We start from the raw sequence: 26,462 nt of genomic DNA on the forward strand, positions 1-26,462 counted from the left end.
CTGCAACAGGTTTGCGGGCATGACTGTGGCTCAAACTCTTAGTGGGCCACAGTGGCTGGCCCCCGTTCAAGGATTGGGCAAGCAGATCATGGATATTCTTCTTCACGTCGGTGCACACCGTACAGGAACCACCAGTTTTCAACGCTATCTGGCGGATCACGCCGATCCCATTGCGGCGCAGGGCACCTGCGTCTGGGGGCCGCGCCAGACCCGTGGCGGGCTGTTTGCAGGGCTGTTTCCGGCGTCGGGAATTCTGGCCTCGGGGCCGAATTTGGTAAACGGGCGCGTATCGCTGCTGATGGGCAAGGCGCGGGACCTCGGGGCGGATCAATTGCTGATCTCGGACGAGAATATGATCGGGTCGGCGCGCCATTCGGTGCGCAGCGGGCGGCTGTTTCCGGCCATCGGCGAACGTATGGCGCGGTTCGGGGCCAGCTTTGGCGGGCGCGTGACACAGGTGGTGCTGACCATCCGGCAGACGGACCATTGGTGGGCCTCGGCGCTGGCCTATACCGTGGGGCGCGGGCATCCCGTCCCCGACGCCGACCAGATTGACCGGATCGCCCATGACCAGCGCGGCTGGCGTGACGTGATCACCGATCTTGCCTGCGCGCTGCCCGAGGCGAAGATCAGCATCGCCCGTTACGAAGATTACGCTGGCCGCCCCGATGCGCTGTTTACGCAGCTCACCGGTCGTGCCGCCCCCGCCGCCCACGGCTATTGGCTGAACCGCCGCCCGGACGAGGCGAGCCTGCGTGCGCAGATGGGCCCCGCCGCGGCAGGGCTGCGCAGCGACGGGCTGGGCAACTGGCACCCCTTTAGCGACGCGCAGGCCGCGGCCTTGCGTGAAACCTATGCGGACGATCTGTTCTGGCTGACGGCCGGTGCGGATGGTCTTGCCAATCTGACAGAGACATCAACCGCCCCAAGAGCCGGCACAAGCTGGCCAGACGGCGATAGAAGAAAAGGACACCACCATGACAGCGGACAAAGAAAACTGGCGCAATCTGGCTGAGGCGGAGTTGCGCGGGCGTAGCCTCGATGACCTGACGTGGCACACGCTGGAAGGCATTGATGTCAAACCGCTTTACACCGCGGAAGACACCGAAGGGCTGGACCATCTGGGCGGCATCCCGGGGGAGGCACCCTTTACCCGCGGGGTGAAGGCGACCATGTATGCCGGTCGCCCGTGGACGATCCGCCAATATGCGGGTTTCTCTACGGCAGAGGAATCGAACGCCTTTTACCGCCGCGCCCTTGCGGCGGGGCAGCAGGGGGTGTCGGTGGCCTTCGATCTGGCCACCCACCGCGGCTATGACAGCGACCACCCGCGCGTCGAGGGCGACGTGGGCAAGGCGGGCGTGGCCATCGACAGCGTCGAGGATATGAAGATCCTGTTCGACGGTATCCCGCTCGACAAAGTGTCGGTCTCGATGACGATGAACGGCGCGGTGATCCCGATCCTGGCGAATTTCATCGTCGCGGGCGAAGAGCAGGGGCATGATAAATCCGTGCTTTCGGGCACCATTCAGAACGACATTCTGAAAGAATTCATGGTCCGCAACACCTATATCTATCCGCCCGAGCCCTCGATGCGGATCATCGGGGATATCATCGAATATACCTCGGACCACATGCCGAAATTCAACTCCATCTCGATCTCGGGCTACCACATGCAAGAGGCGGGCGCGAACCTTGTGCAGGAACTGGCCTTTACCCTTGCCGATGGCCGCGAATATGTGCGCACAGCGATTGCCGCGGGCATGGATGTCGACCGGTTTGCACCCCGGCTGAGCTTCTTCTTCTGCATCGGCATGAACTTCTTTATGGAGGCCGCGAAACTGCGCGCGGCGCGTCTGCTGTGGTCGCGGATCATGGATGAATTCAAACCGAAGAACCCCAAATCCTCGATGCTGCGCACCCACTGCCAGACCTCCGGTGTAAGCCTTCAAGAACAAGACCCCTATAACAACGTGATCCGCACCGCCTACGAGGCGATGAGCGCGGTTCTGGGCGGTACGCAGTCGCTCCACACCAACGCCCTGGACGAGGCGATTGCCCTGCCCACCGATTTCTCCTCGCGCATTGCGCGCAACACGCAGTTGATTTTGCAGGAAGAAACCGGCGTCACCAATGTCGTCGACCCGCTGGCCGGCAGCTACTATGTCGAGAAGCTGACCGCCGATCTGGCTGACGCCGCGTGGAAGCTGATCGAAGAGGTGGAAGAGCTGGGCGGGATGACCAAGGCCGTCGCCTCCGGCATGCCGAAACTGCGCATCGAAGAGGCCGCAGCCACGCGTCAGGCCAAGATCGACCGCGGCACCGAGGTTATCGTCGGGGTCAACAAATACCGCCGCGAGGTCGAGGACGAGATCGACATTCTGGATGTTGATAACGTCAAGGTGCGCGACAGCCAGATCAAACGTCTCGAAGCGATCCGTGGCGCGCGTGACGAAGACGCCTGCAAAGCCGCCCTGGCCGAGCTGACCCGCCGCGCCGCAGAGGGCGGAAACCTGTTGGAAGGGGCGGTCGAAGCCGCCCGCGCCCGCGCCACCGTAGGGGAGATCAGCATGGCGATGGAAGAGAAATTCGGACGTCACCGCGCCGAGGTCAAGACATTGGCCGGCGTCTATGGCGCGGCCTATGAGGGCGACAGCGGCTTTGCGGAAATCCAGAAATCGGTCGAGGATTTCGCCGAAGCCGAAGGCCGCCGCCCGCGTATGCTGGTGGTCAAGATGGGCCAGGACGGGCACGACCGCGGGGCCAAGGTCATTGCGACCGCCTTTGCCGATATCGGGTTCGACGTGGATGTGGGGCCGCTGTTCCAGACCCCCGCCGAGGCCGCGCAGGATGCCGTGGACAACGACGTGCATGTCATCGGAATCTCGTCCCAGGCGGCGGGTCACAAAACGCTTGCCCCACAGCTGATCAAGGCGCTGAAGGATCAGGGGGCCGAGGATATTCTGGTTATCTGCGGCGGGGTCATTCCGCAGCAGGATTACAAGTTCCTCAAGGACGCGGGGGTCAAGGCGATTTTCGGGCCGGGGACAAATATCCCCAATGCGGCGCAGGATATCCTCAAACTGATCCGTGCCGCACGCAGCTAAACGGGCGCGAGGGGGCTGTCTGCCCCCTCACACTCCCCCCGAGGATTTGAACCATCTGGAAGCAGGACCAATGATTGAACTGGACCATCTTGCCGTCGCGGGCGAGAGCCTGAGAGCCGCGTCCGACATGGCCGCGCAGGTGCTTGGGGTGCCGTTGCAGCCGGGCGGCGCGCATGCGGTGTTCGGCACGCATAACCATCTGCTGGGGCTTGGCGATGCGCTGTATCTGGAGGCGATCGCTGTAGATCCCGAGGCGAGGCCGCCTGCCTATGCGCGCTGGTTTGATCTGGACCGGTTCAACGGCCCGGCGCGGCTGTCCAACTGGATTTGCCGTTGCGAAGATCTTGAGGCGACGCTGGAAGCTTTGCCCGAAGGCTATGGCGCGCCGGTGGCGTTGCAGCGTGGGGATCTGCGCTGGCGTATGGCAGTGCCGGAAACCGGTATGCTGCCCTATGACAATTGCGCCCCTGCCTTGATGCAATGGGAGGGGGAGGCCCATCCGACCCAGCGGCTTGATGCCTCTGGCTGTCGTTTGGTGACATTGACGGTCCAGCATCCGCAGGCCGAGGCATTGGCGGCAGCGCTTGCCCCGATCTTCACCGATGCGCGCGTCGTGTTCGAGGTCGGGACACCGGCGCTGTCTGCCCGTTTTGACACGCCCACGGGCCGCGCTGTGCTGGCGTGATCATCCGGCCGGCAAAGCGCAGCGACGCCGGGGCGGTGGCGGCCCTGTGGAATGTGATGATCACGCAAACGCTGTTCACCTTCACGTCGCAGCCAAAGACTGGTGCAGAGGTCGAGGCGCTGATCGTCGGTCGCGCGGGGCAGTTCTGGGTGGCCGACGCGGAGGGTGTCGCCGGTTTCATCACCTATGGGGCCTTTCGCAGTGGGGTGGGGTATCGCGATGCGGTGGAGCATTCGATCGTGCTGGATGCCGCAGCACAGGGCGCGGGTGCCGGGCGTGCCTTGATGCAAACCGCCTGTGATGCGGCCGTGGCACAGGGGCGGCGTGTCATGGTGGCGGCGATCAGCGGGGCCAATCCGGGTGCCGTCGGCTTTCATGCGGCACTCGGGTTTGACCACGTGGGCAGGATGCCGCGCATCGGGCAGAAGAACGGGCAGCAGCTTGACCTAATTTTGATGCAGAAAATGCTGACGCCCCGCTGACTTCCCCGGCGCTGCCCCGTATGGTGGGCGTCATGTCTATTTGGTCTCGCATCACCGAAGCTTTGTCAGCGCTCACCGCCGGTGAGGGGCTGTCGGCTGTTTTCGACCGTCTGCGCACCCCGCCAGAGCGGTCGGTGGCCTTTACCATTGCGGTGATTGCGCTTGGGGCCAAGATGGCCAAGGCCGACGGGCAGGTGACCCGTGACGAGGTTACCGCCTTTCGCGAAGTGTTCCAGATTGCCGAGGCCGACCAGCAGGGTGCGGCGCGGGTGTTCAATCTGGCACGGCACGATGTGGCCGGGTTCGAGGATTACGCCGCGCGCATTGCGCAGATGTTCGCGGACCAGCCAGAGACGCTGCATGATCTGATCGAAGGGTTGTTCCACATTGCCATGGCCGATGGCATGTACCACCCGAACGAGGATGCGTTTCTGGTGCGTGTCGCGCAGATTTTCGCGATGGATGACAGCGATTTTGCCTCGCTTCGGGCGCGGTTCGTGCCCGATACCTCGCCGCTGCCCCATGCGGTTCTGGGCATTCCGCCCGATGCCTCGCTTGAAGAGGGGCGCGCGGCGTGGCGCAAGCTGGTGCGGGCCAATCACCCCGACGCTCTGGTCGCCCGTGGCCTGCCGCAAGAGGCCATCGCCATGGCCGAAAAACGCATGATCGACATCAACCGCGCGTGGGAGACCTGGTCAGGCAAGGCGCAGTAATGCGGATCGCGACCTATAATGTCGAATGGTTTACCGGTTTGTTCGACGACAATGACCATCTGCTGCTGGATGACGGCTGGTCCGCCCGCCATGATATTACCCGTGCGCAGCAGGCGCAGGCTTTGGGTACCGTGTTTCGGGCGATGGATGCCGATGCGGTCATGGTGATCGAGGCCCCTGACCAAAGCCGCAAACGCGGCACAGTGGCCGCATTGGAACGCTTTGCCGCGCATTTCGATCTGCGCACACGCAAGGCGGTGATCGGCTTTGCCAATGACACGCAGCAGGAAATCGCGCTGTTGTTCGATCCGGACCGGCTGTCGGCCACCCATGCGCCCGGTGGTTCGGTCGGGCAGGGGGAAGCGCCGCGCTTTGACGGTACGTTGGACATTGATCTGGATATCGACGCGCGCGAGGATCATGTCGTCTTTTCCAAACCGCCGCTCGAGCTTGATATCGTTACCCGCGAAGGGGTGGCGTTTCACATGATCGGCGCGCATCTGAAATCCAAGGCCCCCCATGGGGCCAAGACGCCGCAGGATGCGCTGCGCATCGGGATCGCGAACCGGCGCAAGCAGCTGGCGCAGGCGATCTGGCTGCGTCGGCGGATCGATGCGCGGCTAGACGATGGCACGCCGCTGATGGTCTTGGGCGATCTGAACGACGGGCCGGGCCTGGACAGTTTCGAGGATCTCTTCGGGCGGTCCTCGGTCGAGATTGTGATGGGGCACCGGCAGGATCGCGCGCTCGTCGATCCCCATGCGACCCGCGCCTTGGGCCAGCGGATCGGGGCGATGCCCACCACGTCACGCTTCTGGATCGCGCCCGAAAAACGCTATCTGCAGGCGCTGCTGGACTACATCATGATCAGCCCGTCCCTGACCGCGCATCGGCCGCAATGGCGCATTTGGCACCCGTTGGACGACCCGGAATGCTGGGGGGATGCCGCATTGCGCGACGCCTTGATCACGGCGTCGGATCACTTTCCGGTGACGATTGATCTGGACCTGTCAGCGGGCCTGTAATCCCGCTTTCATCACAAGATGAAATAAGGCAGTCTTCGCCGCATGAGACAGTTTCTTTTGACCACCACCCTGATCTGCCTGTCCAGTGTCGCCTTGGCGCAGGAGCAGGAAAACGACGGTTCCGGCTTTTCTTTGATGGAACGCGGGGCGCGGGATTTCTTTGACGGTATGAAGAAAGAGATGGCCCCCGCGCTGGAAGGGCTGGGCGAGTGGGGGCGCAAGGCCAGCCCCGCGCTGCGGAATTTCATTTCCGAGATGGGGCCCGCCTTTACCGATCTACTGGAAGAGGTCGAGGATTGGAGCGTCTATGAGCCGCCCCAAAAGATGCCCAACGGCGATATCGTAATCCGCCGCAAGCCAGACCCCGCGCCGGAAGATGAAACGCCCGAAGACAAGGCACCGGAGGAAACGCAGCCCCCCGCGATCTATCTGGACGAGGTGCCGCAGATCGATCTGTAAGACAGGCTATTTCTTGCAGGTCTTAAGCTGGACCTCGGCCCCCAGCGATAGGGCGAGGGAATTCAGCCGCGCTTCGGCGACCTCTCCGAACAGGGGCATCATGTCGTCGGTCAGCCACAGCTCCAGCAGCTTTTTCTTGGGGAACCAACGCATGTGGCCGCGCTCTTCCTCTGGGTTCATCCACAGCATCGCGCCAAAGCGCATGGCCTTGCCCAGAATCTCGGCCTCGTTGCGGGTCTTTTCATCGACCATTTCATACAGGTCTTCGAAACGGGTATTCTCGCGCTTGTTGGAATAGCGGTGCAGCAGGGCCAGCCCCAGATAGATCCGTTCTGAATGTTTCAGCCCGCCCAGATTCGCCCGCGTCGCGTTGTCAAAACAGACTTCGGCGCGGTAGTCGGGGTGCGCGCGCCAGCTGACATCGTGCAGCAGGCAGGCGGCCTTCACCAGACGCTTGCGCTGCGGCGAGGCTGATTTATAGAGCGGCAGGATAAAGTCGAACAGCGCCTTGCCGAACCCCGGTGTGCGCGCGTCCTTGGCTTCGGCAAAACGGCAGGCCTCGATCAGAGGGTCGCGGTCGCGCAGGCGTTGGGGCATCTGTTCATACAGCATCCCCTCGCGGATCCCGTAGCTGGAGATCGCGATATCCTTGGGTTTGAACGTCTTGACCAGTCGCGACAGCACTTCGGCGGCAAAGGGCACCAACGCCATCCGACTGGAGGAGACGCCGCTGATCTTGCGCAGCTCTTCATGGTCGCTGGTCTGGATGTGTTTCACCGTCTCGCGGACGGATTTCGGGGTCATCCGGTATTCATGTAGCACGTGCAGCGGGTAGCCGCGGCGCACCATGTCGATACGCGCAATGGCACGCCACGAGCCGCCCACCAGAAACAGACGGTCGCGCTGTGCGCCCATCTTTTCGGCCAGCCCTTCGATCACCGTCTTGATCTGTGCCTGCCGTGCCTTGGCACCGCCCTTGATGTCGCGCAGTTTCAGCGGCCCTAGCGCCGAGGTCACACGCTTGCCCACGCGCCCGCCCGAGATTTCCGCCAGCTCCATCGACGACCCGCCGATGTCGCAGACCAGACCAAAGGCACCGGGCCAGCCCAGCAAAACACCCTGTGCTGACAGCCGCGCCTCTTCCTCGCCGTCAATGACCCAGATCTTCAGGCCCGTCTCGCGCTGCACCTCGTCGCAGAAATGACGCCCGTCGCTGGCGTCGCGCACGGCGGCTGTGGCGACGACGGTCAGTTCGGACAGGCCCATGCCCTGTGCAAGCTTGCTGAAGCGGCGCATGGCGGATAGGGCGCGGATCCGGCCTTCGGGCGACAGATGGCCTGTTTCGGCCATGCCCGCGCCAAGGGCGCACATGATTTTTTCGTTGTAGAAATAGGCAGGCGACCGCGCCGCCCCGTCAAACACCACCAACCGGACAGAGTTCGACCCCACATCGACCACACCCACACGCGCCAGCGCACGGGCCGACGGGTCTTGGAACAGGGGTTTGCCGAACAGGCCCAGATCAGCGACGCCCGTTTCGGGGACGGGAGAGGGCGGAGGGGTGTCGGTTTTATCTGCCACGGACGCTCCTGCGGGGGCCTTTGTTTGGGGGGCAAGTTGGCCCAGCCGGCCCGCCGCGTCAATCGTTAACGCAAACGGGCAAGTGAAAAACTCCGCCGCGATGGGGGGATATAAACGTCACCGGGAACGCAAGCGGAGAGATGCGCCTTCGGCGAGAGTTTACAGGCAAAATGAAGCGGTTAGTCTTCGGTATGGGTCAGTTTCGGGACGTCGGATGCGCCCGCCGTGCCACGTCCGGAGAGAGAGGGGTTCTCCATGAAGAAGCGGTGGCAGTTGAAGGCGAAAGTGCCTTCTGCAATCTCGGGGCGCGCAAAGCTGCCATCGGGGGACATGACCCAGCTTTGCGCCACATCCGCAAGATTGGCCGCCATGACCTGACTGGTGATCTGCGCCTTGACGGTGGGGTTCTCGATCTCGACCAGGGTTTCGACGCGGCGGGTCAGGTTCCGGCCCATCCAATCAGCCGAGGACATGAAGACCCGCGATTTCTTATGCGGCAACCCGTAGCCATTGCCAAAGCAGACGATGCGCGAATGCTCCAGGAAGCGTCCGACGATGGATTTCACGCGGATGTTTTCGGACAGCCCCTTGATGCCGGGGCGCAACCCGCAGATGCCGCGGATCACCAGGCTGATTTTCACCCCTGCTTGGCTCGCGGCGTAAAGCGCGTCGATCACATCGGCATCGACGATGGAGTTCATTTTGGCCCAAATCTCGGCCGGTTTTCCTGCGGCGGCATGGTCGGCCTCGGCGGCGATCATCGCCAACAGCCGCGGCTTCAGCGAGATGGGCGAGATGGCGAGGTTGTCCAGCGTGTCGGGTTGCGCGTAGCCCGACAGGTAGTTGAACACTTTGGTCGCGTCGCGGCCCAGCTTCTGGTCACAGGTGAACAGCGACAGATCGGTATAAATGCGTGCAGTGATCGGGTGGTAGTTGCCGGTGCCATAATGGGTATAGGTGACCAACTGATCGCCCTCGCGGCGCACCACGGTCGAGATCTTGGCGTGGGTCTTGAGGTCAAGAAACCCATAGACGACATGCGCGCCCGCGCGTTCCAGCCGGCGTGACTGGCGGATGTTGGCGGCCTCGTCGAAGCGCGCCTTGAGCTCGACCAGCGCGGTGACGGATTTCCCGTCTTCGGCGGCTTCGCACAGTGCCTCGACAATGGGGCTGTCGCGCGAGGTACGGTAGAGCGTCTGTTTGATCGCCACAACGTTTGGATCGCGCGCGGCCTGTGCCAGAAAGCGGACCACCATGTCGAAGGTCTCGTAGGGGTGGTGCAGCAGCATGTCCTTGGACCGGATCGCCGCGAACATATCGCCTTCGTGGTCGGTGACGCGTTCGGGGATGCGCGGGGTGAATTGCGGCCAGAGCAGATCGGGGCGGCTGTCGGTCACCAGCTCGGACAGGTCGTTGATGCCAATCATCCCGTCCAGTTCGATCACATCCTGCGGGCGCACGCCCAGTTCGGCCATGACCACGGATTTCAGCTTTTCGGGCGCACCGGCGGAATGGGTCAGGCGCACGACCTCGCCGCGGCGGCGGCGTTTCAGGGCGACCTCGAATTCCCGCACGAGGTCTTCGGCCTCTTCCTCGACCTCGAGGTCGCTGTCACGCAGCACGCGGAATTCGAAATGCGCCTTGAGCTTGTAGCCCGGAAACAGCCCCGGCACCTTGAGCACCAGCAGATCTTCGAGCGGCAGGAACCGCAGCGAGCCTTCGGCGGCGGGCAGGGCGACGAAACGGTCAATCTGCGCCGGGATCGGCAGCAGCGCCTGAAGGGGGCGCTTGTCGCTGGTGCGTTCCAGTTGCAGCGCCAAGGCGTAGCCGGTGTTGGGGATGAAGGGGAAGGGGTGCGCGGGGTCAATCGCCAGTGGGGTCAGAACCGCAAAGACACGGTGCAGGAATACATCGTCAAGATAGGCCAGATCGGCCTCGTCCAGATCAGCGGCGCGTTCGAGCATGATATTCTGGTCGTCCATCTCTGACATCAGATCGACCAGCACGCGCTGTTGTTCGGTCATCAGTTTGCGCGCGTCTTCGTTGATCAGCACCAGTTGCTGGGCAGGGGTCAGCCCGTCGCTGGCGGGGGTAGTGTTGCCCGCTTGGGCAAGCTCGCGCAGGCCGGCGACACGCACGGTATAGAATTCGTCAAGGTTGCCCGCCGAGATCGACAGGAAGCGCAGGCGTTCCAGCAGCGGCACGCGGGGGTTCTTGGCCTCTTCGAGAACACGCCAGTTGAACCCGAGCCAGCTGAGCTCGCGGTTATAGAAACGACCGGGGCCGGTGATGTCCAGATCGGGCATATCCTGCGGCGGCACGAAGGCGGATTCGAGAAAGTCAGCGTTTGTCATGACGGCCTTATGGCGTTGCATTGTAATGGGTTTGTGACGAAATCTGAGAAGATTATCGCGCGGCGTTAAACCCATTGTCCAGCACTTGTGCGGCTAGCGCCCGTGTCACCGGCTTTTGTTGCGCCAGACTGGCGGCATCCAGCGCCGCGACCAGATCACCCGCGGCGGCGAAAGACCGGTCCATGCGCAGCAGCAGGTAGGGGATCACATCGGGTTTGGGGGTCAGCTGGCGGTCGGCCAGCAGCTTGGCCATGACAGCGGTGAGCAGGCTGTCATCGGGCGCTTCAAGCGCTGCCGCCGTCGCCGCGCGCATACGACTGGTCAGGTCAGGCAGATGCAGCCCCCATTGGGGCACCGCCGGGGTGCCGGTCAGCAGCAGGCTATGACCTTCAGCCAGCACCAGATTGTGCAGGTGGAAAAGATGCGTCTCGGCCGCATTATCGCCTGCGATGTCGGGTACATTCTCGACCGCCAGCGGGCCTTGGGCCAGCGCGGGGATATCGCCTGTGGCAATGTCGCGCGCGTCGATGATACGTGCGCCGGACAGATTGGCCCAGACATGCGCCAGATGGGTCTTGCCTGATCCGGGCGGGCCGGTCAGCACCATCTTGCGCCCCGCCCAGGCCTGCCAGCCCTCGATCATGGCCACGGCAATCGCGTTTGACGGGGCGACGAAAAAGTCGTCCCGGCCCAGTGCGGGGCGGCTGGGAAGGTCAAGTCCAAGCTGTTGTGCCATCGTGTCAGTCCGCCGTTTCGTCCAAGGTCTTGCGCTGCGTGCCCTGATACAGCGAACTTTCGACATATTGCTCGGTCGCGAAGCGCGCGATCACGCCGAGGGCGGCGGCAATCGGCACGGCGGCCAGCATGCCTACAAAGCCGAACAAAGAGCCAAAGACCGACAGCGCGAGGATCAGCCAGACCGGATGCAGCCCGACCGAATTGCCGACCAGCTTGGGAGTGAGGAAGTTGCCTTCAATCATCTGGCCAAGCACGAAGATCCCCGCCACCATCCCGATCGAGAACCAATCCCCCCAGAACTGGAACAGCGCCAGACCGATGGCCAAGGCACCGCCCAAAACCGCGCCTAGGTAGGGGATGAAGGTGACCAGACCGGCGATAAAGCCCACCACAAGGCCGAATTGCAGCCCCACCAGCATCAGCGCGATGGCATAGTAGGCGCCCAAAATCAGGCAGACGGTGCCCATGCCGCGGATGAACCCCGCCAGCGTGCGGTCGATGTCACGCGCAAGGCGACGGATCACCGGGGCGTGGTCGCGCGGCAGCAAACGGTCGATCTGGGCAACCATTCGGTCCCAGTCCAGCAGCAGATAGACGGCAACCACCGGCACGATCACAAACAGCACCATCACGTTCAACAGCGTTGCCGCCGAGGAAATCGCCGTGTTCAGCACCTCGCCGCCCCGTTCCTGAATGGTCGACCCGATAGAGTTGATCGAGCTGCGCAGGGTCGATCCTTCGACCAGCAGGGTGGGGAAACGTTCGGTCAGGAAGTTGGTGAAATTGCGGGTCAGCTGGGGGGCGACCTCGAACAGGTTGATGGCCTGATTGATCAAGGTCGGGATCACCAGCAGCGCCATCAGCACAAAGATCAGCAAGGCGACAAGCGTGATCACCATTGTGGCCATCGCGCGGCTTAGGCCAATCGCTTCGAGCCGGTCCGCCACGGGATCCAGGAAATAGGCAATCGCCGCCCCGATCAGAAACGGCAGCAGCACGTCACCGGTGAACCATAGGAACACCAGAAAAATCGCGCCCGCGACGCCCCAGTATTTCATCTGATCTCTGATAGGCAGGCCCATGCCGCATCCTCGCATTCTGGTTTCGGTCGACATTGCGCAACGGGGCCGGTTTTTCAAGGCCCGTGGTGAAATGGATCGGCAGCACCCGCCGATGGGGCAGGTGCCTTCGGCGAGGATTTAGAGCCATTTGGAAGCGGGCGTGGCGCGGTCAATGCAGGCGGACGCCCTGATCTTGCAGGGTTTTTTGTACGCGTTCCAGCGGCACGGCGTCCAGCGGGCAGCCCAAGGCTAGCGCAATTGCCGCTGCGACGCCCGCGCCTTGGCCCGCCACCGTGCAGCACGCCATGTTGCGCGTGGCCGCATGGGCGATTTTATCGCCGCCGATGGCACGCCCCGCGACGAGCAGATTCTTCACGCCCTTGGGCAGCATCGCGCGGTAGGGGATATGCATGTAGCGCCCCGTGGTGGGGATGATCAGCACGCCGTAGCCGTCGATGAACTCGGGGTAGATGCCGATACTGTCGTCAAAACGGGCCTGCTGGCGGACGTCGGTTTCGGTCATGTTGTAGACCGCGTCGATCTTGCGCGTGTCGCGGATGCCGATGCTCATGCCGAAATTGCGCAGCCGCGCGGTCTCGCAGCCCGGCGTATAGGCCTTGAGCGCGTCAATCGCGTGCATCGCTTGGGCGCGGCCCTCGATCTCGAAGCGGGTCATGCTGTTGGGGTCGGTGCCGTCGCATTCTGCAAGGTGGACGAGGTTCATATAGGTCATTTCGCCACTGTCATGCACAGCGCCCCATGTGCCCCCGATGGTATTGAGGTTGGCGGGCATACGCCCGTCGCGGATGGCCTGGGCAAAGGGTTTGGCCAGAAACGGAGAGAACATCGCGTCTTCCTTGCCATCGGTTTGGACCACCCATTCGCCCGTGGACCAATTGGCATAGGTCTGTGGGTCGGCCTTGACCCCCGCCATGAAGGCCGTCTTGTCGACGCCCGCGATGTGGAACATGACCGAGGCGGCCTGCATCTCCTCGACCGGGGTCTTGTAGGTCGGGGCACCGGCACGGTGGGCGACATCGGCGTCGCCCGTGGCGTCGATCACGATTTTGGCGAGGATCGCCTCGCGGCCCGCTTTTGATTCGACGATGACACCCCGGATCGTGTCGCCCTCCATGATGGGTGCTGCGAACTGGCGGTGCAGCATCGGGTGGATGCCGGCTTCGGTCACCAGCCGGTCGGCGACAAGTTTGAACCCCTCGCTGTCCAGCTCGTAGCTGAGCGATTGGGATTCAGGGCTGGCAGCCCCCATCGCCTTGGCGCGTTCCTCGAATTCCCAGCCGATGCCGCCCGCCTCTATCGTCTGTTCATGGCGGTACCAGGCAAAGCCTTCGACCCCGACCACAGTGATATTGCCGCCAAAGCAGCCGAACCGGTCGAGCAGCGTCACCTCTGCCCCGGCGCGGGCGGCGGCGAGGGCCGCGGCCAGACCACCGGGGCCGGACCCGATCACCAGCACGCCGGTCTCGTGGATCACAGGGGTTTCGCGCGCGGGCTCTAGGATCATGGTCATGGGGCGTCCTTTGTGGATTCGTGAAGCTGACAAGAAACGCGTCTGCGCGCCGAGGGTCAATCGGTTGCGGGACGCGGGACTTGGTGCCCCGCTGTGGGTGGACGCTTCTTGATGCCCCGTCTGTCGGTGCCCCTTCTGTTCGTGCCCCTTCTGTTCGTGCCCCTTCTGTTCGTGATTGTCTCGGCGCGGGGATTATCATAGTCAGGTGCCAATTCACTCTGAGAGGATCATCATGCGTCTGTCCCGTTATTTTTTGCCTGTGCTCAAGGAAAACCCCTCTGAGGCGCAGATTGTCAGCCACCGGTTGATGCTGCGGGCGGGCATGATCAAGCAATCGGCGGCGGGGATCTATTCGTGGCTGCCGCTTGGCTTCAAGGTGCTGCGCAAGATCGAAAACATCGTGCATGAAGAACAGCAGCGCGCGGGCCACATCCCGATGCTGATGCCGACGCTGCAATCGGCGGATCTGTGGAAGGAATCCGGCCGCTTTGACGCCTATGGCCCCGAGATGCTGCGCATCAAGGACCGTCAGGACCGCGATATGCTGTATGGTCCCACGAACGAGGAAATGATCACCGATATCTTCCGCAGCCACGTCGGGTCGTACAAGGACCTGCCGATGACACTGTACCACATCCAGTGGAAATTCCGCGACGAGGTCCGCCCCCGTTTCGGCGTCATGCGCGGCCGCGAGTTCCTGATGAAGGACGGCTATACCTTTGATCTGACGAAAGAAGATGCGCTGCACGCCTACAACCGCCATCTGGTGACCTATCTGCGCAGCTATGAACGCATGGGTTTGCAGGCGATTCCGATGCGTGCGGATTCCGGCCCGATCGGCGGCGACGACACACATGAGTTCCTCGTACTGGCGGAAACCGGCGAATCCGAGGTGTTTTATGACAGCCAGATCACCGAGCTGAAGTTCGGCGACCGCGAGATCGATTATGATTCCGTTGACGAGTGTCAGGCGGTGATGGAGGAGTTCACCTCGCGCTATGCCCGCACGGACGAGACCCATGACGAAGCGCTTTTTGCCGAAGTCCCCGCCGAACGCCAGCGTAGCGCGCGCGGGATCGAAGTGGGGCAGATCTTCTATTTCGGGACGAAGTATTCCGAACCGATGGGGGCGACCGTACAGGGGCCTGATGGCAAGCCTGTGCCGGTGCACATGGGGTCGCACGGCATCGGCGTCAGCCGTCTGCTGGGCGCGATCATCGAAGCATCGCATGACGACAAGGGCATCATCTGGCCCGAGGGGGTGACACCGTTCCATGTGGGGATTGTGAACCTCAAGCAGGGCGACGAACAGGCGGATGCGGCCTGTGACGCGCTATATGCCAGCCTGCAGGCTCTGGGGCTGGACCCGCTGTATGACGACACCAAGGAACGCGCGGGCGGCAAGTTCGCGACGATGGACCTGATCGGCCTGCCATGGCGGATCACCGTCGGGCCGCGGGGGCTGAAAAACGGCGTGGTAGAGCTCACCTCGCGCCGCACCGGCGAAAGTGAAGAGATGACGCCCGAGGCCGCGGTTGAAAAGATCGCCGGGATTTATCGCGGTATCGCTTAACCTTGTAACGACGGGGCTTAAAGAACGGGGGCGGATCATGAAGCGCTGCGCAACGGACCTTTGGGGCGTTTCATGATCCTGCGGGCGCTGACCCTTGCTGGCGGTGTGGCGGGCGCGGCGATAAGCTCGCAATTCCCCGAATACTCGCAGCAATATCTGCAACGGCTGGGGGGTGCTGTCGATGCGCTGCACGAGGTCGTTGCCGATTTCGATGCCAGTGCCCAAGCGGTTGGCCTGTCACGCAGCGATGCCTTGGCGCAGATGACCGGCACCGCGTTTATGGAGCGTCGCCGCGCCGATATGGCCGCGACCATTACCCGCTACGAGACATTGCAAACCGCCCTGACCCGATTGCAGGGGCAGGGGCCTTTCATGCGCGCCTACCATCTGCCGCAGATGTCGGACCCGCAGATCGCGGGGGCGGCGTGGCAGGCGTTTCAGCCCGCCGTACCGTTGAACTTTGCCGGGGTGGTGTTTGCGGGTGTGGGCTTTGTCGCGGGCGGCTTGGGGCTGGGTGTATTGCTGCGACTGTTACGCGCCCCGTTCCGGCGGCGCGGCACCCGCATACCGGCGCAGGGCCGCTGACACGCGCGCCTTTACCTGCGGTACACGCTGCCGCGACCACTCCTCGCTTGACCCTATTCCTCGCTTGACCCGATGCGCCGAAACCGCGAGGTTGCGCGCGATTGATCCCAGATCGGAACCATCCCTTGGCCAAACCAGTATCCTCGACACCGCCCTTCGCCCCTTTTGAATGGATGATCGCCTGGCGCTATCTGCGTGCGCGCCGCGCCGAAGGCGGCGTGAGCGTGATGACCTGGATCAGCCTGATCGGGATCACGCTGGCGGTTTTTGCCCTGATCGCGACCCTTGCCGTGCGGTCGGGCTTTCGGGCTGAATTCGTCGATACGATCCTTGGGGCCAATGCCCATGTGACCGTGTATAATATGGCGTCGGTGGATGAGAACGGCGTGTCCCAGACGGGGATACCCGATTACACCGAGATGGCCGCGCGTGCGGCCCAGGTGCCGGGCGTGACACAGGTGGCCCCTTTGGTGCGCGGTCAGGTGATGGCCAACAAGGGGCAGGCCAACGCGGGGATCGAGATTTTCGGCATTGATGCCGACGATCTGGCCAATATCCCGCGCATCGCCAACCCCGAAACCGCCGACGGCGATCTGGCCGATTTCGAACAGGGCATCGCCATCGGGTCCGGCGTGGCACAAGCACTGCGGGTCGGCTTGGGCGACACGATCAAGATCATCTCGCCGAACGGGGTGAAAACCGCCTTTGGCACATCGCCCCGCGTGAATGGCTACGAGGTGACCTATATCTTCTCGGCCGGGCGCTATGACATCGACCGCACCCGCGCCTATCTGCCTCTGGCCGAGGCGCAATCCTTCTTCAACCGCGAAGGCGTCGCCGACGAGCTTGAGGTGATGGTCGAAAACCCCGACAGCGTGGATGATCTGACCGTGCCGCTGCTATCCGCCGCGGGGGAACGCGGCCTGATCTGGACGTGGCGCGATGCGTCGGGGTCGTTCCTGAACGCGCTTGATATCGAAGACCGCGTGATGTTCGTGATCCTCAGCATCCTTGTCTTGATCGCGGCGATGAATATCGTCTCGGGCCTGATCATGCTGGTCAAGAACAAGGGGCGCGACATCGGGATCCTGCGCACCATGGGCCTAAGCGAAGGGTCGATCCTGCGCGTGTTCTTCATCTGCGGGGCCTTCACGGGCATCATCGGCACCGCGATGGGGGTGATCCTTGGCTGTCTCTTTGCGCTTTATGTCGATCAGATTTTTGCCGTCGTGAACTACCTCTCGGGGGGCAACGCATGGGATCCGTCGATCCGCGGCATCTACTTCCTGCCCGCCAAACTGCAATTCGGTGACGTGATGTCGGCCATCGGCCTGTCGCTTGGCCTGTCGTTCGTCGTCACCATCTTCCCCGCGCGCCGTGCCGCGCGCATGAACCCAGTCGAGGCGCTGCGCTATGAATGATCCTGTTTTGCGGCTCTCGGGGATTGGCAAATCCTACAACCCCGGCCAACCGAACGAAGTCAAGGTGCTGCGCGGCATCGACCTGACCGTCGCCGCCGGAGAGGTCGTCGCACTGGTCGCTCCCTCTGGCGCGGGCAAGTCAACGCTGCTGCATATCGCGGGTCTGCTGGACACGCCCGACACCGGCACGGTCGAGATTGGCGGCACCGATATGACAGGGCAGTCCGATCGCAAACGCACCGGCGTGCGGCGGCGCGATGTGGGTTTTATCTACCAGTTCCACCACCTGCTGCCTGAATTTTCCGCGCTGGAAAACATCGTGTTGCCGCAGCTTGCAAACGGTGTCTCGCAGTCCGAGGCGCAGACCCGCGCGCTGTCCCTGTTGGACGAGGTCGGCATCAGTCACCGCGCCGACCACCGCCCTGCGGCGCTGTCGGGCGGCGAACAGCAACGGGTCGCTTTCTGTCGTGCGCTGGCCAATGCGCCGCGGCTGCTGCTGGCGGATGAGCCCACAGGCAACCTTGATCCGACCACCTCGGATCAGGTCTTTGCCGCGCTGATGACGCTGGTGCGGGGCACGGGGCTGTCGGCGGTAATCGCGACCCATAACCTTGAACTTGCCGCGCGGATGGACCGCCAGATCCGGCTTGAAGCAGGGCAGCTCGTCGCGCTTTGAGGCGGCTGCCTTAATTTATCCTTACCCAGACCCAACTGGTGCCACGAGCAGGGGGCAAACTGTGTCAAAACAGGATGCTGCCATGTCACCTTTGCTCATCATGCTCTTTGCCGCTTTCGGCCCTATGCTGGCCGTGTTTGACCCGTTTGGCGATGATACGGAGGATGAGCCCGAGGATGAAGAAATCCCCATCGGCATGCCCGATATGGGGACGACCACGGGCGCAGGCATGGACGATGCGCTGACCCCCGACCCGGCAGAGCCTGAATCCGACGCGCCAACCGACACGCCAACAGATGCGGCGACCGAGGAGGATTCCACGGTGGAAAATATCGACGACACCGAGGAAACCCCCGAGGTTGAGGCACAGTCGCAAACCGGCACGGCGGGGGATGATACATTACAAGGCACCGACGGGCGCGACATCCTGTTTGGTGGGCAGGGCAATGACACGCTTTCGGGCGGGGTCAACGCCCAAGACGGCAATGACGACGGGGTCGCGGACGAGCTGATTGGCGAAGATGGCGACGACAGCCTGCGATTGGGGGCGAGTGACACCGGCATCGGGGGCACGGGCGCGGACAGTTTCACCGCGATCTACGGTGCGACAGGCGGGATCACGGTCACCGATTATGACGTCGGCACAGATGCGCTGATTGTCGAAACCGACGATGAAAACGCCGCTGTCACCGATCAGACCGTCTCGGATGGAGAGTTGACGGTCACGCTCAGCACAGGGCTCACCATCACCCTGCCTGGGGTCGAAAACCCCTTGGCGGATGACGAAATCCTCTTTGTGCTGACCAACCCGCTACAAGACGAGGCCTGATCCGCCTCAGGCTTGCTGGGTTAACCAGACACCGGCACACATCAAGGCAATGCCAGCGGCCCGCGCGGCCCCCAAGGGCGAGACCTGCGCGCCGAACAGCCCGAAATGGTCAATCGCCGCGGCGCTGAAAAGCTGGCCCACCAGAACAAAGAACACCGCGTTGCCGACGCCGAAATGCGGCGCGATAAAGGTGATCGACAGGATGTAGAAGGCCACCAGAAATCCGGCCAACAGCAAGTGTTTCGGTGCCGCGGGGATTTGCGCAAACCCTTGCCGCCCCACCAGCATCGCGACCAGTAAGCTGACCGAAAAAGCTATCACAAACAGCACAGTAGCCGCTGCCGCGGGGGATCCGATCCGGCTACCAAGCCCTGCGTTCAACGCGGCCAGAACGGGAATGCCAACCCCGGCCAAAAGCATCACAACTGCATAATGCGCCATGAGAGTCCCTAATCTTTCCCGTTTCTTGATCCAGATCATGGCGAAGACCCCCGCCAAGGGCAAGCATCCCCGTGACCTACCGGAGGATCATATGATGAAAACCACAATTGCCCTCGGCGTGCCGCTGCTCTTGGGGCTGGCCGCCTGTATGCCCGCACAAACCCCGCCCGATGCCCCCGACCGCGCGGAAGGGGCAGCATTTTTTGCCGAGAACTGTGTGCAATGCCACGGGCTGAACGCCCAAGGGGCCGGTGCCGCGGCCAAGGGCCTGCGCCCGCAGCCGCGCGACCTGACCCTACTGGCGCGCGACAATGGCGGGCGGTTTCCGCAGACCAAAACGCTGGCCTATATCTATGGCGACCCGGCGGGCGATGCCACAGACAGCCACCTCCAACGGGTGATGCCGCACTTTGGCGAGGGTATGGCGCTGGATCTGGTGCCTGTCGATCTGGATGGCCAGCTGACGCCCACACCCCGGGTGCTGGCGGGGCTGCTGGTCTACCTTGAAAGCATCCAGCGTTAACTACAAATCCCGTTCACCTCGACCCCGTCCCAGGGCATCCGCACCGCATAGGGCCGGCTTTGGGGCAGGGGTGCTATGGGCATCTCTTGCGAGATCAGCGCATGCAGCCGTTTGGTGCGCGGTGCCTGCGGGTCCAACGCACGACAGCAGACGAATTCCTCGACGATAGAGCCTTGTTGTTCAAAGGCAAAATCCAGAAACTTCGGGTCGCTCTCCAGATCAAAGAGATACGGGTCCGCCCCGCCGCTATGTTCAAACGCCGCGCGCAGCGGCGAATAGCCCGTCGTCTTGCGGTTCTGCCATTGCCAGATATGGGTCAGCTCATGGGCAAAGATCATCGCCGCGATCAGCCCGATCCGGTCGGGATAGTCGGGCAGGTAATCGTCCAGATACCAGTCTTCGTCAAACAGCACCGTATTCCACAGCGCCACGGCGGCGGGTTTGGTGGTGATCACCTCGCCCACCTTTTCGGGCGGCAGGATACGTTCACGACAGGTCGTGCGCGGCCGCGCCTTACGCGTCATCGTCACCCCGCGCGAGGGCGACCCGTCATGCAGCCGCACCTTGGGGTAATCGAGCGTATCCCCCATGATATCACCCGCGAACAGCAGCTCATTCTGCGTCAACGGCCGCCCGCAAGAGGCAAGAAACATAAGGAGGATGAAGGCGCGGATCATGCCGAAACGTTGAGTGAAAGCGCAGGGCGGATCAAGCGGTATTTTTCACGTGAGACCCGTGTTGAAACCTTCCGGGGGAAGGTTTCAGGGTCGAACGGGCGGAGCCCCGGGGGTGGGCTATCGGACGCAGCGGATATCCGCCGGAACAGATGTTGAGGGCTGCGCCCGACCTCGGGCCGAAGGCCGTCTCGCGAAAGGTCCAGTGGACCTTTCGAGGCCGTAGGGATGCGTCAGCATCGAGGGTGCATGAAATGCGCCCTCCCCGTGGGGGAGGTCGGGCGCGGCCCGAGGCGGGGCCTCGGGCTGATGTTGAGGCTGACCAAAGTTCTCAACTTGGGTGCGATGTTAGGGGAGAGTGATGTAGTGTCAGATAGTTAAAATAGACGCGACATCGCTTAAAAATTGCTACGAATGTTTCTGAGGGGGACCATCATCGATGACTATTGATCCAGAACATAAGATAGACGAATTGACCCCAATACTCGGGGTTGAATTTTCGACTGTGTATGTTTACGCGATGCTCGATCTCTTATCACTGAGAAACCAATGGCGAATTTATAAGGGGCTATTTGGACAGAATAGGGAACGGTTCGAGTTGATGAACCGCGCGTCGCCGGTCGTTTCGGGTGTCATAGAGCGTTCAATGTTCGAGGCGGCACTATTGGCGATAAGGCGATTGACGGACAAAATTACAACTAAGCAAGGTAAACAACCGGTTACTGTATGCGCTTTTCCCATTCATCTGAAAGGTGAGCAGCAAGCTGAAATGAAATTACTCGTGTCTAAAGCAGTTATATCAGCGAAGTTTGCACGCAACTGGTCGGATAAGCGGATAGCCCATTCTGAAATTGCCTATCGAACGGGTGCAATTAAATTAGAACCCGCCAGCCGCGATAAAGTAGATATCTGTATCAAACACATCGCCGAAACGCTTCAGTGGATCGAAGCCAAAAAAATGGGCATTCATTTCGATACGCACCCCGTTTCTCTTCTACCCGACGAAACGGATTTTTTGGTGAACCTCTATGAAGGTGAACTTGCACTGAAGGAACGGAAAGCGAGGATGATTAAGCTCTTGGATCAAGGGAAGTTGGACGAGTTTGAAGCGATAGCACCCTACCCAGCTTGGCTTGATCCTCCACCAAATGAGCACGATTAACCCCCTCAAACATCCAGCTCCTCCACAAACTGGGCGTTCTCCTGAATATACTGGTAGCGTAGCTCGGGTTTCTTCCCCATCAGACGCTCGACCAGATCGCCGGTCTCTCCGGGCATGTCTTCGTCGACGGTGACACGGATCAGCTTGCGGGTGGTGGGGTCCATCGTGGTCTCTTTCAGGTCTTTCGCGTCCATCTCGCCCAGACCCTTGAACCGTTGCAGATCGATCTTGCCTTTGCCGCCCAGGCCTTTCTCAAGCCACATGTCCTTTTCCGCATCATCCGCCACATAGACGCGCTTGGCCCCTTGGGTCAGACGGTAAAGCGGCGGACACGCGAGGTAGAGGTGCCCGGCGTCGATCATCGGGCGCATCTGGGTATAAAAGAACGTCATCAGCAGCGCCGCGATATGGGCCCCGTCTACATCCGCATCGGTCATGATGATGATCTTGTCATAGCGCAGGTCATCAAGGTTGAACTTCGTGCCCATCCCGACGCCAAGCGCCTCGCATAGATCGTTGATCTCGGCATTGGTGTTCAGCTTGCTCGACGCGGCCCCCAACACGTTGAGGATCTTGCCCTTTAGCGGCAGCAAGGCTTGCGTGTTCCGGTTGCGCGCGCCCTTGCCGGAGCCACCGGCGGAATCGCCCTCCACGATGAACAGCTCGGTGCCTTCGCGGGTTTTGGAGGTGCAGTCGGTCAGCTTGCCGGGCAGGCGCAGCTTTTTCGTGGCGGTCTTGCGCGCGGTCTCTTTTTCCTGACGGCGGCGCAGGCGTTCTTCGGCGCGCAGCACAAGGAAATCAAGGATCGCACCGGCGCTTTTGGTATCCGCCGCCAGCCAGTTGTCAAAGTGGTCGCGCACGGCGTTTTCCACCATGCGCTGCGCGTCCACCGTCGCCAGACGGTCCTTGGTCTGGCCAACGAATTCAGGCTCGCGGATAAAGCAGGACACCAACGCACAGCCGCCGGTGATCAGATCGTCGCGGGTGATGGTGCCGGCCTTCTTGTTGCCGACCAGCTCGCCGTAGGCTTTGACGCCTTTCAGGATCGCGGACCAGAAACCGGCCTCGTGGGTGCCGCCTTCGGGGGTGGGGATGGTGTTACAATAGGACTGGATGAAGCCATCGCGTGACGGCGTCCAGTTGATCGCCCATTCGACCTTGCCCGGTGCGTTGAATTTCTCGCGGAAGTCGACGGTGCCGCCAAAGGGGTGTTCGGCGTAGGTTGTCGACCCTTTCAGCGTTTCGTTCAGATAATCCGACAGGCCGCCGGGGAAGTGGAACGTCGCCTCTTGCGGAGTGTCGCCATCGGTCTGGCCGCATTTCCAGCGGATTTCGACGCCGGAAAACAGATAGGCTTTGGACCGCGCCATCGCGAACAGCCGCGCGGGCTTGAGCTTGAGCGCGCCAAAGATCTCTGCATCGGGGTGGAAGGTGACAGCCGTCCCGCGCCGGTTCGGGGCCGCGCCGATTTTCTCAAGCTTGCCTTGGGGGATGCCGCGCGAAAACTCCATCGCGAACAGCTCGCGGTTGCGCGCGACCTCGACCCGCAGGTGATCCGACAGCGCGTTGACCACAGAGGAGCCCACGCCGTGCAGACCGCCCGAGGTCTCGTACGAATCGCCCGAGAATTTACCGCCCGCGTTCAGCGTGCAAAAGATGATCTCCAGCGCCGATTTGCTGGGGTCTTTGGGGTGCGGATCGGTGGGGATGCCGCGCCCGTTGTCACGCACGGTGACATGGCCGTTTTCATGCAGTTCCAGCTCAATCCAGGTGGCATGGCCCGCGACGGCTTCGTCCATCGAGTTATCGATGATTTCCGCGACCATATGGTGCAGCGCGCGATCGTCCTTGCCCCCGATGTACATGCCGGGGCGCAGGCGCACGTGCTCCATATCCTCAAGAACCTGGATCGAAGAGGCATCATATTCCTTGGCGTTGCTCTGCGCACCGGAAAGAAGATCGGACATGTAGGGGCCTGCCTGTCTGTTGCTTTTGTTGAGCCTCCCACTATGCCAGAGCGCTATGGTCGGGGGAAGGGCGGATGACGTCGCAATGCGGTGTTTCCTGCGGCTGTGCCTTTGCTATCATCGCTGCAAGAAACCGTTGGAAGGCTTGCCATGACGTTTGACACCGTTACCCCCACCACCCTGCGCGATGTGCCCAACTGGCGCTATATGATGCAGGAATGTGACGAGCTTTATCGCTACCTGCCCGCGGGCGGCAGCGACCGGATCAAAAGCCATCAACGCAAAGCACGCGAGGCCATCGCAAGGCTGCTGCGGGGCAATGCCGAACTGCGGTTGCAGCCGCGCGCGGAAAAGCCCGTCACCGCCCATCTGCGCCGCGCGCTGGACGAGGGCAAGCAGGGGGCCTTGGCCCCCGCGGTCAGGGCGCTGGATGCCGTGGCCCATGACCTCAGCTGGCAATACGGCTACGAGAAAGTCCCCAAGGGGCTGACCAACAGCTATGCCTATGCCGAATTGGCAGGGGCGCAGGGTCCGGTGGTCAGCCATGATATCATTCTGGGCGTGGTGCTCTTCGCGCCGGGCTGCACCTATCCGGCCCATGCCCATAAGGGGATCACCGAAAGCTACGTCTGCCTGTCCGGCGCGGTGTCCGAGAACCATCAAGGCGTCTATGTGCCCGGTTCGATGATCTTTAACCCGCCCGAACATCTGCACCGGATCACGGTGGGCGATCATGAACCCGCGCTTTTGGCTTATGCATGGATGGGCGAGCCCGCTGATCTGCACCAGCAAAAAATGGTCTTTACCCGCGCCCGTAAATAACGCGCGGGACGGGGCAGGCGCGGCCTAAAGCCAGTTCAGAATGGCCTCCGCCACCTCTTGCGGTTTTTGGTGGTGCAGCCAGTGATCCGCGCCCTCGATGGGGGCGCGGGTCAGGTCGGGGGCGTAGTCCTCAAGCCCGCGGGTCGTCTCGGGCAGCAGCGCGGTATCATCGGTGCCCCAGACCAGCAGATGCGGGCAGCGGACCTGCAACCGCGCCGGATCAAAGCTGAGCGCGTCGTCAATCGCCTCGCCCTCGGCCCCCAGTTTCAGCGGTGAGGCGCGATACCAGTTCACCATCCCGCGCAGCCCCGCCGCATCGCGCCACGCTGCCTTGTAGCCCGCCAGCGTCTCGCCCTCTAGCCAGCTCATATCCATATGCGCCGAGAACAGCCCCATCAGCTTGTCGAAGTTATCTGCGGTCAGAATATCCTCTGACCCCTCACGGCGCAGGAAATGGATGTATTGCGACGCATCGGTCTGCGCGCCGCCCTTGGCAAGCTCGCGCTGGAAGGGGGCGGGGTGGACGCCGTTCATGATGATCAGCTTCGATACCAGATCAGGCCGCCCGATGGTCAGCGCATAGGCGACAGAGGCCCCCCAGTCATGGCCCAGCAGGATCACGGGGTCGTCCCCGATGAGCGCCGCCATGTCCGACACGAGCTTTGACGTCTTGTATTCATCTACCTCGGAAGGTCGCCAGCTTTGCCCATAGCCGCGCTGGTCGGGGGCAATGCAATGGAACCGCTGCGCCAATAGCGGGGCCAGATCGTTCCACGCGCCCGAATATTCGGGAAAGCCGTGCAGCATCAGCAGCTTGGGCGCGTCCTCATCGCCCCAGTGGCGGATAAAGAAAGGGTTGCCGTTGATCTGGCGGGTTTCGGTCCAATGGGCGGTCATGTCGTCTTCCTTTTCGGTTTGTCTGGGGCGGGGTCGGCGGGCAAATGCTCCAGCTGCAGCCCTGCGGCGGTGCCCGGGGCAAAACCGGGCCAGTCAGCCCCGTCCAGCATCCCTGCGGTGTCGTCACCGCGCAGATGCATCCCCATGAAGGCGGCCGCGTAATGTTGCGCGATGTTGTTCATGCGCAGCGTGTCCCAGACCGGATCGGCATAGTGCTGGAACGGTGCCCACCCCAGCAGATCCGAATGCGCCCAGCTTTCCAGCGGGGCAGGGATCGGCGCGGCGGCATTATGGCCCGCGTTGATAAAGCTTAACAAATAGCGGTCGCTGGCGCAGCCGGTGAAGAGGCGGCGCATCGCGGCATAGTCTGATACATCATCGACGGTGCCGGCCATCATGAACAGCGGCGTGTCCATCTGCGCCAGCCCACCGGCATCCCACATCGCCTGCCCGTTGCCCCAAGGGCCGATGGGCATGATCGCGCACAGCCGCGGGTCGCGCAGGGCGGCGTGGGTCTTTGACTCCGAAAGATGCCGCGCAAGGCTGTCGCCCTCGGGCGCGCGGGGATGCTGCAACGCCGTCTCGGCCAGACCCGCCCCGCCAAAGATCATCGCCCCGTAGCCGCCCATAGAGTAGCCGATCAGCCCGACGCGGCGACAATCGACCAGATCGCCCAAAGGGCCCGTCAGCGCCTCCATCGCGTCAATCACCGCGCGCTGGTCCAGCGGACGGTTCAGCAACGTCACTCCGAAGGCTTGCTGATCGTCATAGGTGCTGCCCGCGTGATCCGGTGCCGCCACGACAAAGCCTTGGCGCGCAAGGGATTCCGCCAGATGGCTCAGCAAAAAGCGGTTCCCGGGATACCCGTGCGAGATCAAGATCAACGGCGCAGAAATTCCCGCGGCGACAAAAGCCTCGCGGCAGGCCGACCCGTGCAGGACAGTCGGCGTCGCCCCGTCGCGCAGCAACGTGGCATAGGACGTCCCCGCATGCGTGCCCTCGGCCGCCGGATACCAAACCTCTAGCGTCAACTGGCGCGTGTCGGACACAGGGGCGGTCAGGGTGGTCACGCCGACGGGATGGGGGCCACGCTGCGCCAGCGCTGGCGCGTCGGGGCGCAGCAGATCGATGCGGTTGTGCAAGGCGGTGTTCTCCC

The 26,462-nt window shown here is 62.5% G+C and carries 25 protein-coding genes; 15 read left to right on the forward strand and 10 right to left on the reverse strand.

The genetic code is table 11. The annotated features are described in order from the left end of the window. Positions 1–88: 88 nt before the first annotated feature. From GLP43_RS07065 to GLP43_RS07095, 7 genes are all read left to right on the forward strand, one after another. Positions 89–1,015, forward strand: coding sequence for a hypothetical protein (locus GLP43_RS07065; protein ID WP_237278761.1), 927 nt, complete (start codon positions 89–91; stop codon positions 1,013–1,015). Continuing rightward, positions 978–3,107, forward strand: coding sequence for a methylmalonyl-CoA mutase (gene scpA / locus GLP43_RS07070; protein WP_009826511.1), 2,130 nt, complete (start codon positions 978–980; stop codon positions 3,105–3,107). The genes GLP43_RS07065 and scpA overlap by 38 nt, the downstream gene beginning before the upstream one ends. A gap of 70 nt (positions 3,108–3,177) precedes the next feature. After that, entirely contained in the window at positions 3,178–3,792 is a 615-nt protein-coding gene (locus GLP43_RS07075) for a VOC family protein (RefSeq protein WP_237278762.1), read from the forward strand. Then, entirely contained in the window at positions 3,789–4,274 is a 486-nt protein-coding gene (locus GLP43_RS07080; protein WP_237278763.1) for a GNAT family N-acetyltransferase, read from the forward strand. Before GLP43_RS07075 ends, GLP43_RS07080 begins: the two co-directional genes overlap by 4 nt. 32 nt (positions 4,275–4,306) lie before the next feature. Further along, positions 4,307–4,987: a molecular chaperone DjiA gene (locus GLP43_RS07085; protein WP_037944973.1), complete on the forward strand. Its 681-nt coding sequence runs from the start codon at positions 4,307–4,309 to the stop codon at positions 4,985–4,987. Then, positions 4,987–6,012: an endonuclease/exonuclease/phosphatase family protein gene (locus GLP43_RS07090; RefSeq protein WP_237278764.1), complete on the forward strand. Its 1,026-nt coding sequence runs from the start codon at positions 4,987–4,989 to the stop codon at positions 6,010–6,012. Before GLP43_RS07085 ends, GLP43_RS07090 begins: the two co-directional genes overlap by 1 nt. Before the next feature lie 42 nt (positions 6,013–6,054). Then, entirely contained in the window at positions 6,055–6,471 is a 417-nt protein-coding gene (locus GLP43_RS07095) for a hypothetical protein (RefSeq protein ID WP_237278765.1), read from the forward strand. Positions 6,472–6,477: 6 nt separating this feature from the next. On the opposite strand, the gene ppx is transcribed toward GLP43_RS07095, so the two are convergent. The 5 genes from ppx to GLP43_RS07120 form a co-directional block, all read right to left on the reverse strand. Beyond that, positions 6,478–8,052: an exopolyphosphatase gene (gene ppx / locus GLP43_RS07100; protein WP_237278766.1), complete on the reverse strand. Its 1,575-nt coding sequence runs from the start codon at positions 8,050–8,052 to the stop codon at positions 6,478–6,480. 179 nt (positions 8,053–8,231) lie between these two features. Further along, a complete protein-coding gene (locus GLP43_RS07105) occupies positions 8,232–10,406 on the reverse strand; it encodes an RNA degradosome polyphosphate kinase (protein WP_184582602.1) in 2,175 nt (724 codons plus the stop codon). A gap of 52 nt (positions 10,407–10,458) precedes the next feature. Next, a complete protein-coding gene (locus tag GLP43_RS07110) occupies positions 10,459–11,142 on the reverse strand; it encodes a chromosomal replication initiator DnaA (RefSeq protein WP_074635557.1) in 684 nt (227 codons plus the stop codon). A 4-nt stretch (positions 11,143–11,146) separates the two neighbouring features. After that, the gene (locus GLP43_RS07115; protein ID WP_237278767.1) at positions 11,147–12,226 is read right to left on the reverse strand and encodes an AI-2E family transporter; all 1,080 of its coding nucleotides are present in this window, start codon (positions 12,224–12,226) and stop codon (positions 11,147–11,149) included. Between the two features lie 148 nt (positions 12,227–12,374). Then, positions 12,375–13,736: an FAD-dependent oxidoreductase gene (locus GLP43_RS07120; RefSeq protein WP_237278768.1), complete on the reverse strand. Its 1,362-nt coding sequence runs from the start codon at positions 13,734–13,736 to the stop codon at positions 12,375–12,377. Between the two features lie 232 nt (positions 13,737–13,968). Between GLP43_RS07120 and proS the strand changes: the two genes are divergently transcribed. From proS to GLP43_RS16320, 5 genes are all read left to right on the forward strand, one after another. Further along, positions 13,969–15,309 (forward strand): proline--tRNA ligase, encoded by a 1,341-nt coding sequence (proS, locus tag GLP43_RS07125; RefSeq protein WP_237278769.1) that lies wholly within the window; start codon positions 13,969–13,971, stop codon positions 15,307–15,309. Between the two features lie 72 nt (positions 15,310–15,381). Further along, positions 15,382–15,894, forward strand: coding sequence for a DUF2937 family protein (locus GLP43_RS07130; RefSeq protein WP_237278770.1), 513 nt, complete (start codon positions 15,382–15,384; stop codon positions 15,892–15,894). Positions 15,895–16,067: 173 nt separating this feature from the next. Next, positions 16,068–17,315, forward strand: a complete 1,248-nt coding sequence (locus GLP43_RS07135) for a lipoprotein-releasing ABC transporter permease subunit (protein WP_237279931.1) — start codon at positions 16,068–16,070, stop codon at positions 17,313–17,315. After that, on the forward strand, positions 17,308–17,991 hold the full coding sequence (locus GLP43_RS07140; protein ID WP_237278771.1) for an ABC transporter ATP-binding protein: 684 nt from the start codon (positions 17,308–17,310) through the stop codon (positions 17,989–17,991). The genes GLP43_RS07135 and GLP43_RS07140 overlap by 8 nt, the downstream gene beginning before the upstream one ends. Positions 17,992–18,073: 82 nt before the next feature. Then, the gene (locus GLP43_RS16320) at positions 18,074–18,820 is read left to right on the forward strand and encodes a calcium-binding protein (protein WP_272903182.1); all 747 of its coding nucleotides are present in this window, start codon (positions 18,074–18,076) and stop codon (positions 18,818–18,820) included. 6 nt (positions 18,821–18,826) lie between these two features. Here the strand turns inward: GLP43_RS16320 and GLP43_RS07150 are convergent, their stop codons facing one another. After that, positions 18,827–19,261 carry a DMT family transporter gene (locus tag GLP43_RS07150; protein ID WP_237278772.1) on the reverse strand — a complete coding sequence of 145 codons (435 nt, stop codon included), beginning with the start codon at positions 19,259–19,261 and terminating at the stop codon, positions 18,827–18,829. Between the two features lie 37 nt (positions 19,262–19,298). Between GLP43_RS07150 and GLP43_RS07155 the strand changes: the two genes are divergently transcribed. Next, positions 19,299–19,784, forward strand: coding sequence for a c-type cytochrome (locus tag GLP43_RS07155; protein ID WP_237278773.1), 486 nt, complete (start codon positions 19,299–19,301; stop codon positions 19,782–19,784). Here the strand turns inward: GLP43_RS07155 and GLP43_RS07160 are convergent. Further along, positions 19,781–20,461: a hypothetical protein gene (locus tag GLP43_RS07160; protein WP_237278774.1), complete on the reverse strand. Its 681-nt coding sequence runs from the start codon at positions 20,459–20,461 to the stop codon at positions 19,781–19,783. The genes GLP43_RS07155 and GLP43_RS07160 overlap by 4 nt on opposite strands. A gap of 436 nt (positions 20,462–20,897) precedes the next feature. Between GLP43_RS07160 and GLP43_RS07165 the strand changes: the two genes are divergently transcribed. Further along, a complete protein-coding gene (locus GLP43_RS07165; protein ID WP_237278775.1) occupies positions 20,898–21,620 on the forward strand; it encodes an AbiU2 domain-containing protein in 723 nt (240 codons plus the stop codon). A 5-nt stretch (positions 21,621–21,625) separates the two neighbouring features. On the opposite strand, the gene GLP43_RS07170 is transcribed toward GLP43_RS07165, so the two are convergent. Then, on the reverse strand, positions 21,626–23,587 hold the full coding sequence (locus GLP43_RS07170; protein WP_237278776.1) for a DNA gyrase/topoisomerase IV subunit B: 1,962 nt from the start codon (positions 23,585–23,587) through the stop codon (positions 21,626–21,628). A gap of 150 nt (positions 23,588–23,737) precedes the next feature. On the opposite strand from GLP43_RS07170, the gene GLP43_RS07175 reads away from it, so the two are divergent. Then, entirely contained in the window at positions 23,738–24,409 is a 672-nt protein-coding gene (locus GLP43_RS07175; RefSeq protein WP_237278777.1) for a dimethylsulfonioproprionate lyase family protein, read from the forward strand. Positions 24,410–24,433: 24 nt separating this feature from the next. On the opposite strand, the gene GLP43_RS07180 is transcribed toward GLP43_RS07175, so the two are convergent. Together GLP43_RS07180 and GLP43_RS07185 are read right to left on the reverse strand one after the other, a co-directional pair. Further along, a complete protein-coding gene (locus tag GLP43_RS07180; RefSeq protein WP_237278778.1) occupies positions 24,434–25,306 on the reverse strand; it encodes an alpha/beta fold hydrolase in 873 nt (290 codons plus the stop codon). Continuing rightward, positions 25,303–26,448 (reverse strand): alpha/beta hydrolase family protein, encoded by a 1,146-nt coding sequence (locus GLP43_RS07185; protein WP_237278779.1) that lies wholly within the window; start codon positions 26,446–26,448, stop codon positions 25,303–25,305. Before GLP43_RS07185 ends, GLP43_RS07180 begins: the two co-directional genes overlap by 4 nt. Positions 26,449–26,462 lie beyond the last annotated feature (14 nt).

Source organism: Sulfitobacter sp. M39, from assembly GCF_021735935.1.
Classification (GTDB): Bacteria; Pseudomonadota; Alphaproteobacteria; order Rhodobacterales; family Rhodobacteraceae; genus Sulfitobacter.

Bases quoted from the DNA above. Each gene is read 5' to 3' on its own strand.
- GLP43_RS07110 (WP_074635557.1), bottom strand. From the start codon at position 11,142: ATGGCACAACAGCTTGGACTTGACCTTCCCAGCCGCCCCGCACTGGGC.
- GLP43_RS07105 (WP_184582602.1), bottom strand. From the start codon at position 10,406: ATGACAAACGCTGACTTTCTCGAATCCGCCTTCGTGCCGCCGCAGGAT.
- GLP43_RS07130 (WP_237278770.1), top strand. From the start codon at position 15,382: ATGATCCTGCGGGCGCTGACCCTTGCTGGCGGTGTGGCGGGCGCGGCG.
- proS (WP_237278769.1), top strand. From the start codon at position 13,969: ATGCGTCTGTCCCGTTATTTTTTGCCTGTGCTCAAGGAAAACCCCTCT.
- GLP43_RS07135 (WP_237279931.1), top strand. From the start codon at position 16,068: ATGATCGCCTGGCGCTATCTGCGTGCGCGCCGCGCCGAAGGCGGCGTG.
- GLP43_RS07150 (WP_237278772.1), bottom strand. From the start codon at position 19,261: ATGGCGCATTATGCAGTTGTGATGCTTTTGGCCGGGGTTGGCATTCCC.
- GLP43_RS07170 (WP_237278776.1), bottom strand. From the start codon at position 23,587: ATGTCCGATCTTCTTTCCGGTGCGCAGAGCAACGCCAAGGAATATGAT.
- GLP43_RS07095 (WP_237278765.1), top strand. From the start codon at position 6,055: ATGAGACAGTTTCTTTTGACCACCACCCTGATCTGCCTGTCCAGTGTC.
- GLP43_RS07115 (WP_237278767.1), bottom strand. From the start codon at position 12,226: ATGGGCCTGCCTATCAGAGATCAGATGAAATACTGGGGCGTCGCGGGC.
- scpA (WP_009826511.1), top strand. From the start codon at position 978: ATGACAGCGGACAAAGAAAACTGGCGCAATCTGGCTGAGGCGGAGTTG.
- GLP43_RS16320 (WP_272903182.1), top strand. From the start codon at position 18,074: ATGTCACCTTTGCTCATCATGCTCTTTGCCGCTTTCGGCCCTATGCTG.
- GLP43_RS07085 (WP_037944973.1), top strand. From the start codon at position 4,307: ATGTCTATTTGGTCTCGCATCACCGAAGCTTTGTCAGCGCTCACCGCC.
- GLP43_RS07120 (WP_237278768.1), bottom strand. From the start codon at position 13,736: ATGACCATGATCCTAGAGCCCGCGCGCGAAACCCCTGTGATCCACGAG.
- GLP43_RS07090 (WP_237278764.1), top strand. From the start codon at position 4,987: ATGCGGATCGCGACCTATAATGTCGAATGGTTTACCGGTTTGTTCGAC.
- GLP43_RS07165 (WP_237278775.1), top strand. From the start codon at position 20,898: ATGACTATTGATCCAGAACATAAGATAGACGAATTGACCCCAATACTC.
- GLP43_RS07160 (WP_237278774.1), bottom strand. From the start codon at position 20,461: ATGATCCGCGCCTTCATCCTCCTTATGTTTCTTGCCTCTTGCGGGCGG.
- GLP43_RS07065 (WP_237278761.1), top strand. From the start codon at position 89: ATGGATATTCTTCTTCACGTCGGTGCACACCGTACAGGAACCACCAGT.
- GLP43_RS07140 (WP_237278771.1), top strand. From the start codon at position 17,308: ATGAATGATCCTGTTTTGCGGCTCTCGGGGATTGGCAAATCCTACAAC.
- GLP43_RS07180 (WP_237278778.1), bottom strand. From the start codon at position 25,306: ATGACCGCCCATTGGACCGAAACCCGCCAGATCAACGGCAACCCTTTC.
- GLP43_RS07155 (WP_237278773.1), top strand. From the start codon at position 19,299: ATGGCGAAGACCCCCGCCAAGGGCAAGCATCCCCGTGACCTACCGGAG.
- GLP43_RS07075 (WP_237278762.1), top strand. From the start codon at position 3,178: ATGATTGAACTGGACCATCTTGCCGTCGCGGGCGAGAGCCTGAGAGCC.
- GLP43_RS07175 (WP_237278777.1), top strand. From the start codon at position 23,738: ATGACGTTTGACACCGTTACCCCCACCACCCTGCGCGATGTGCCCAAC.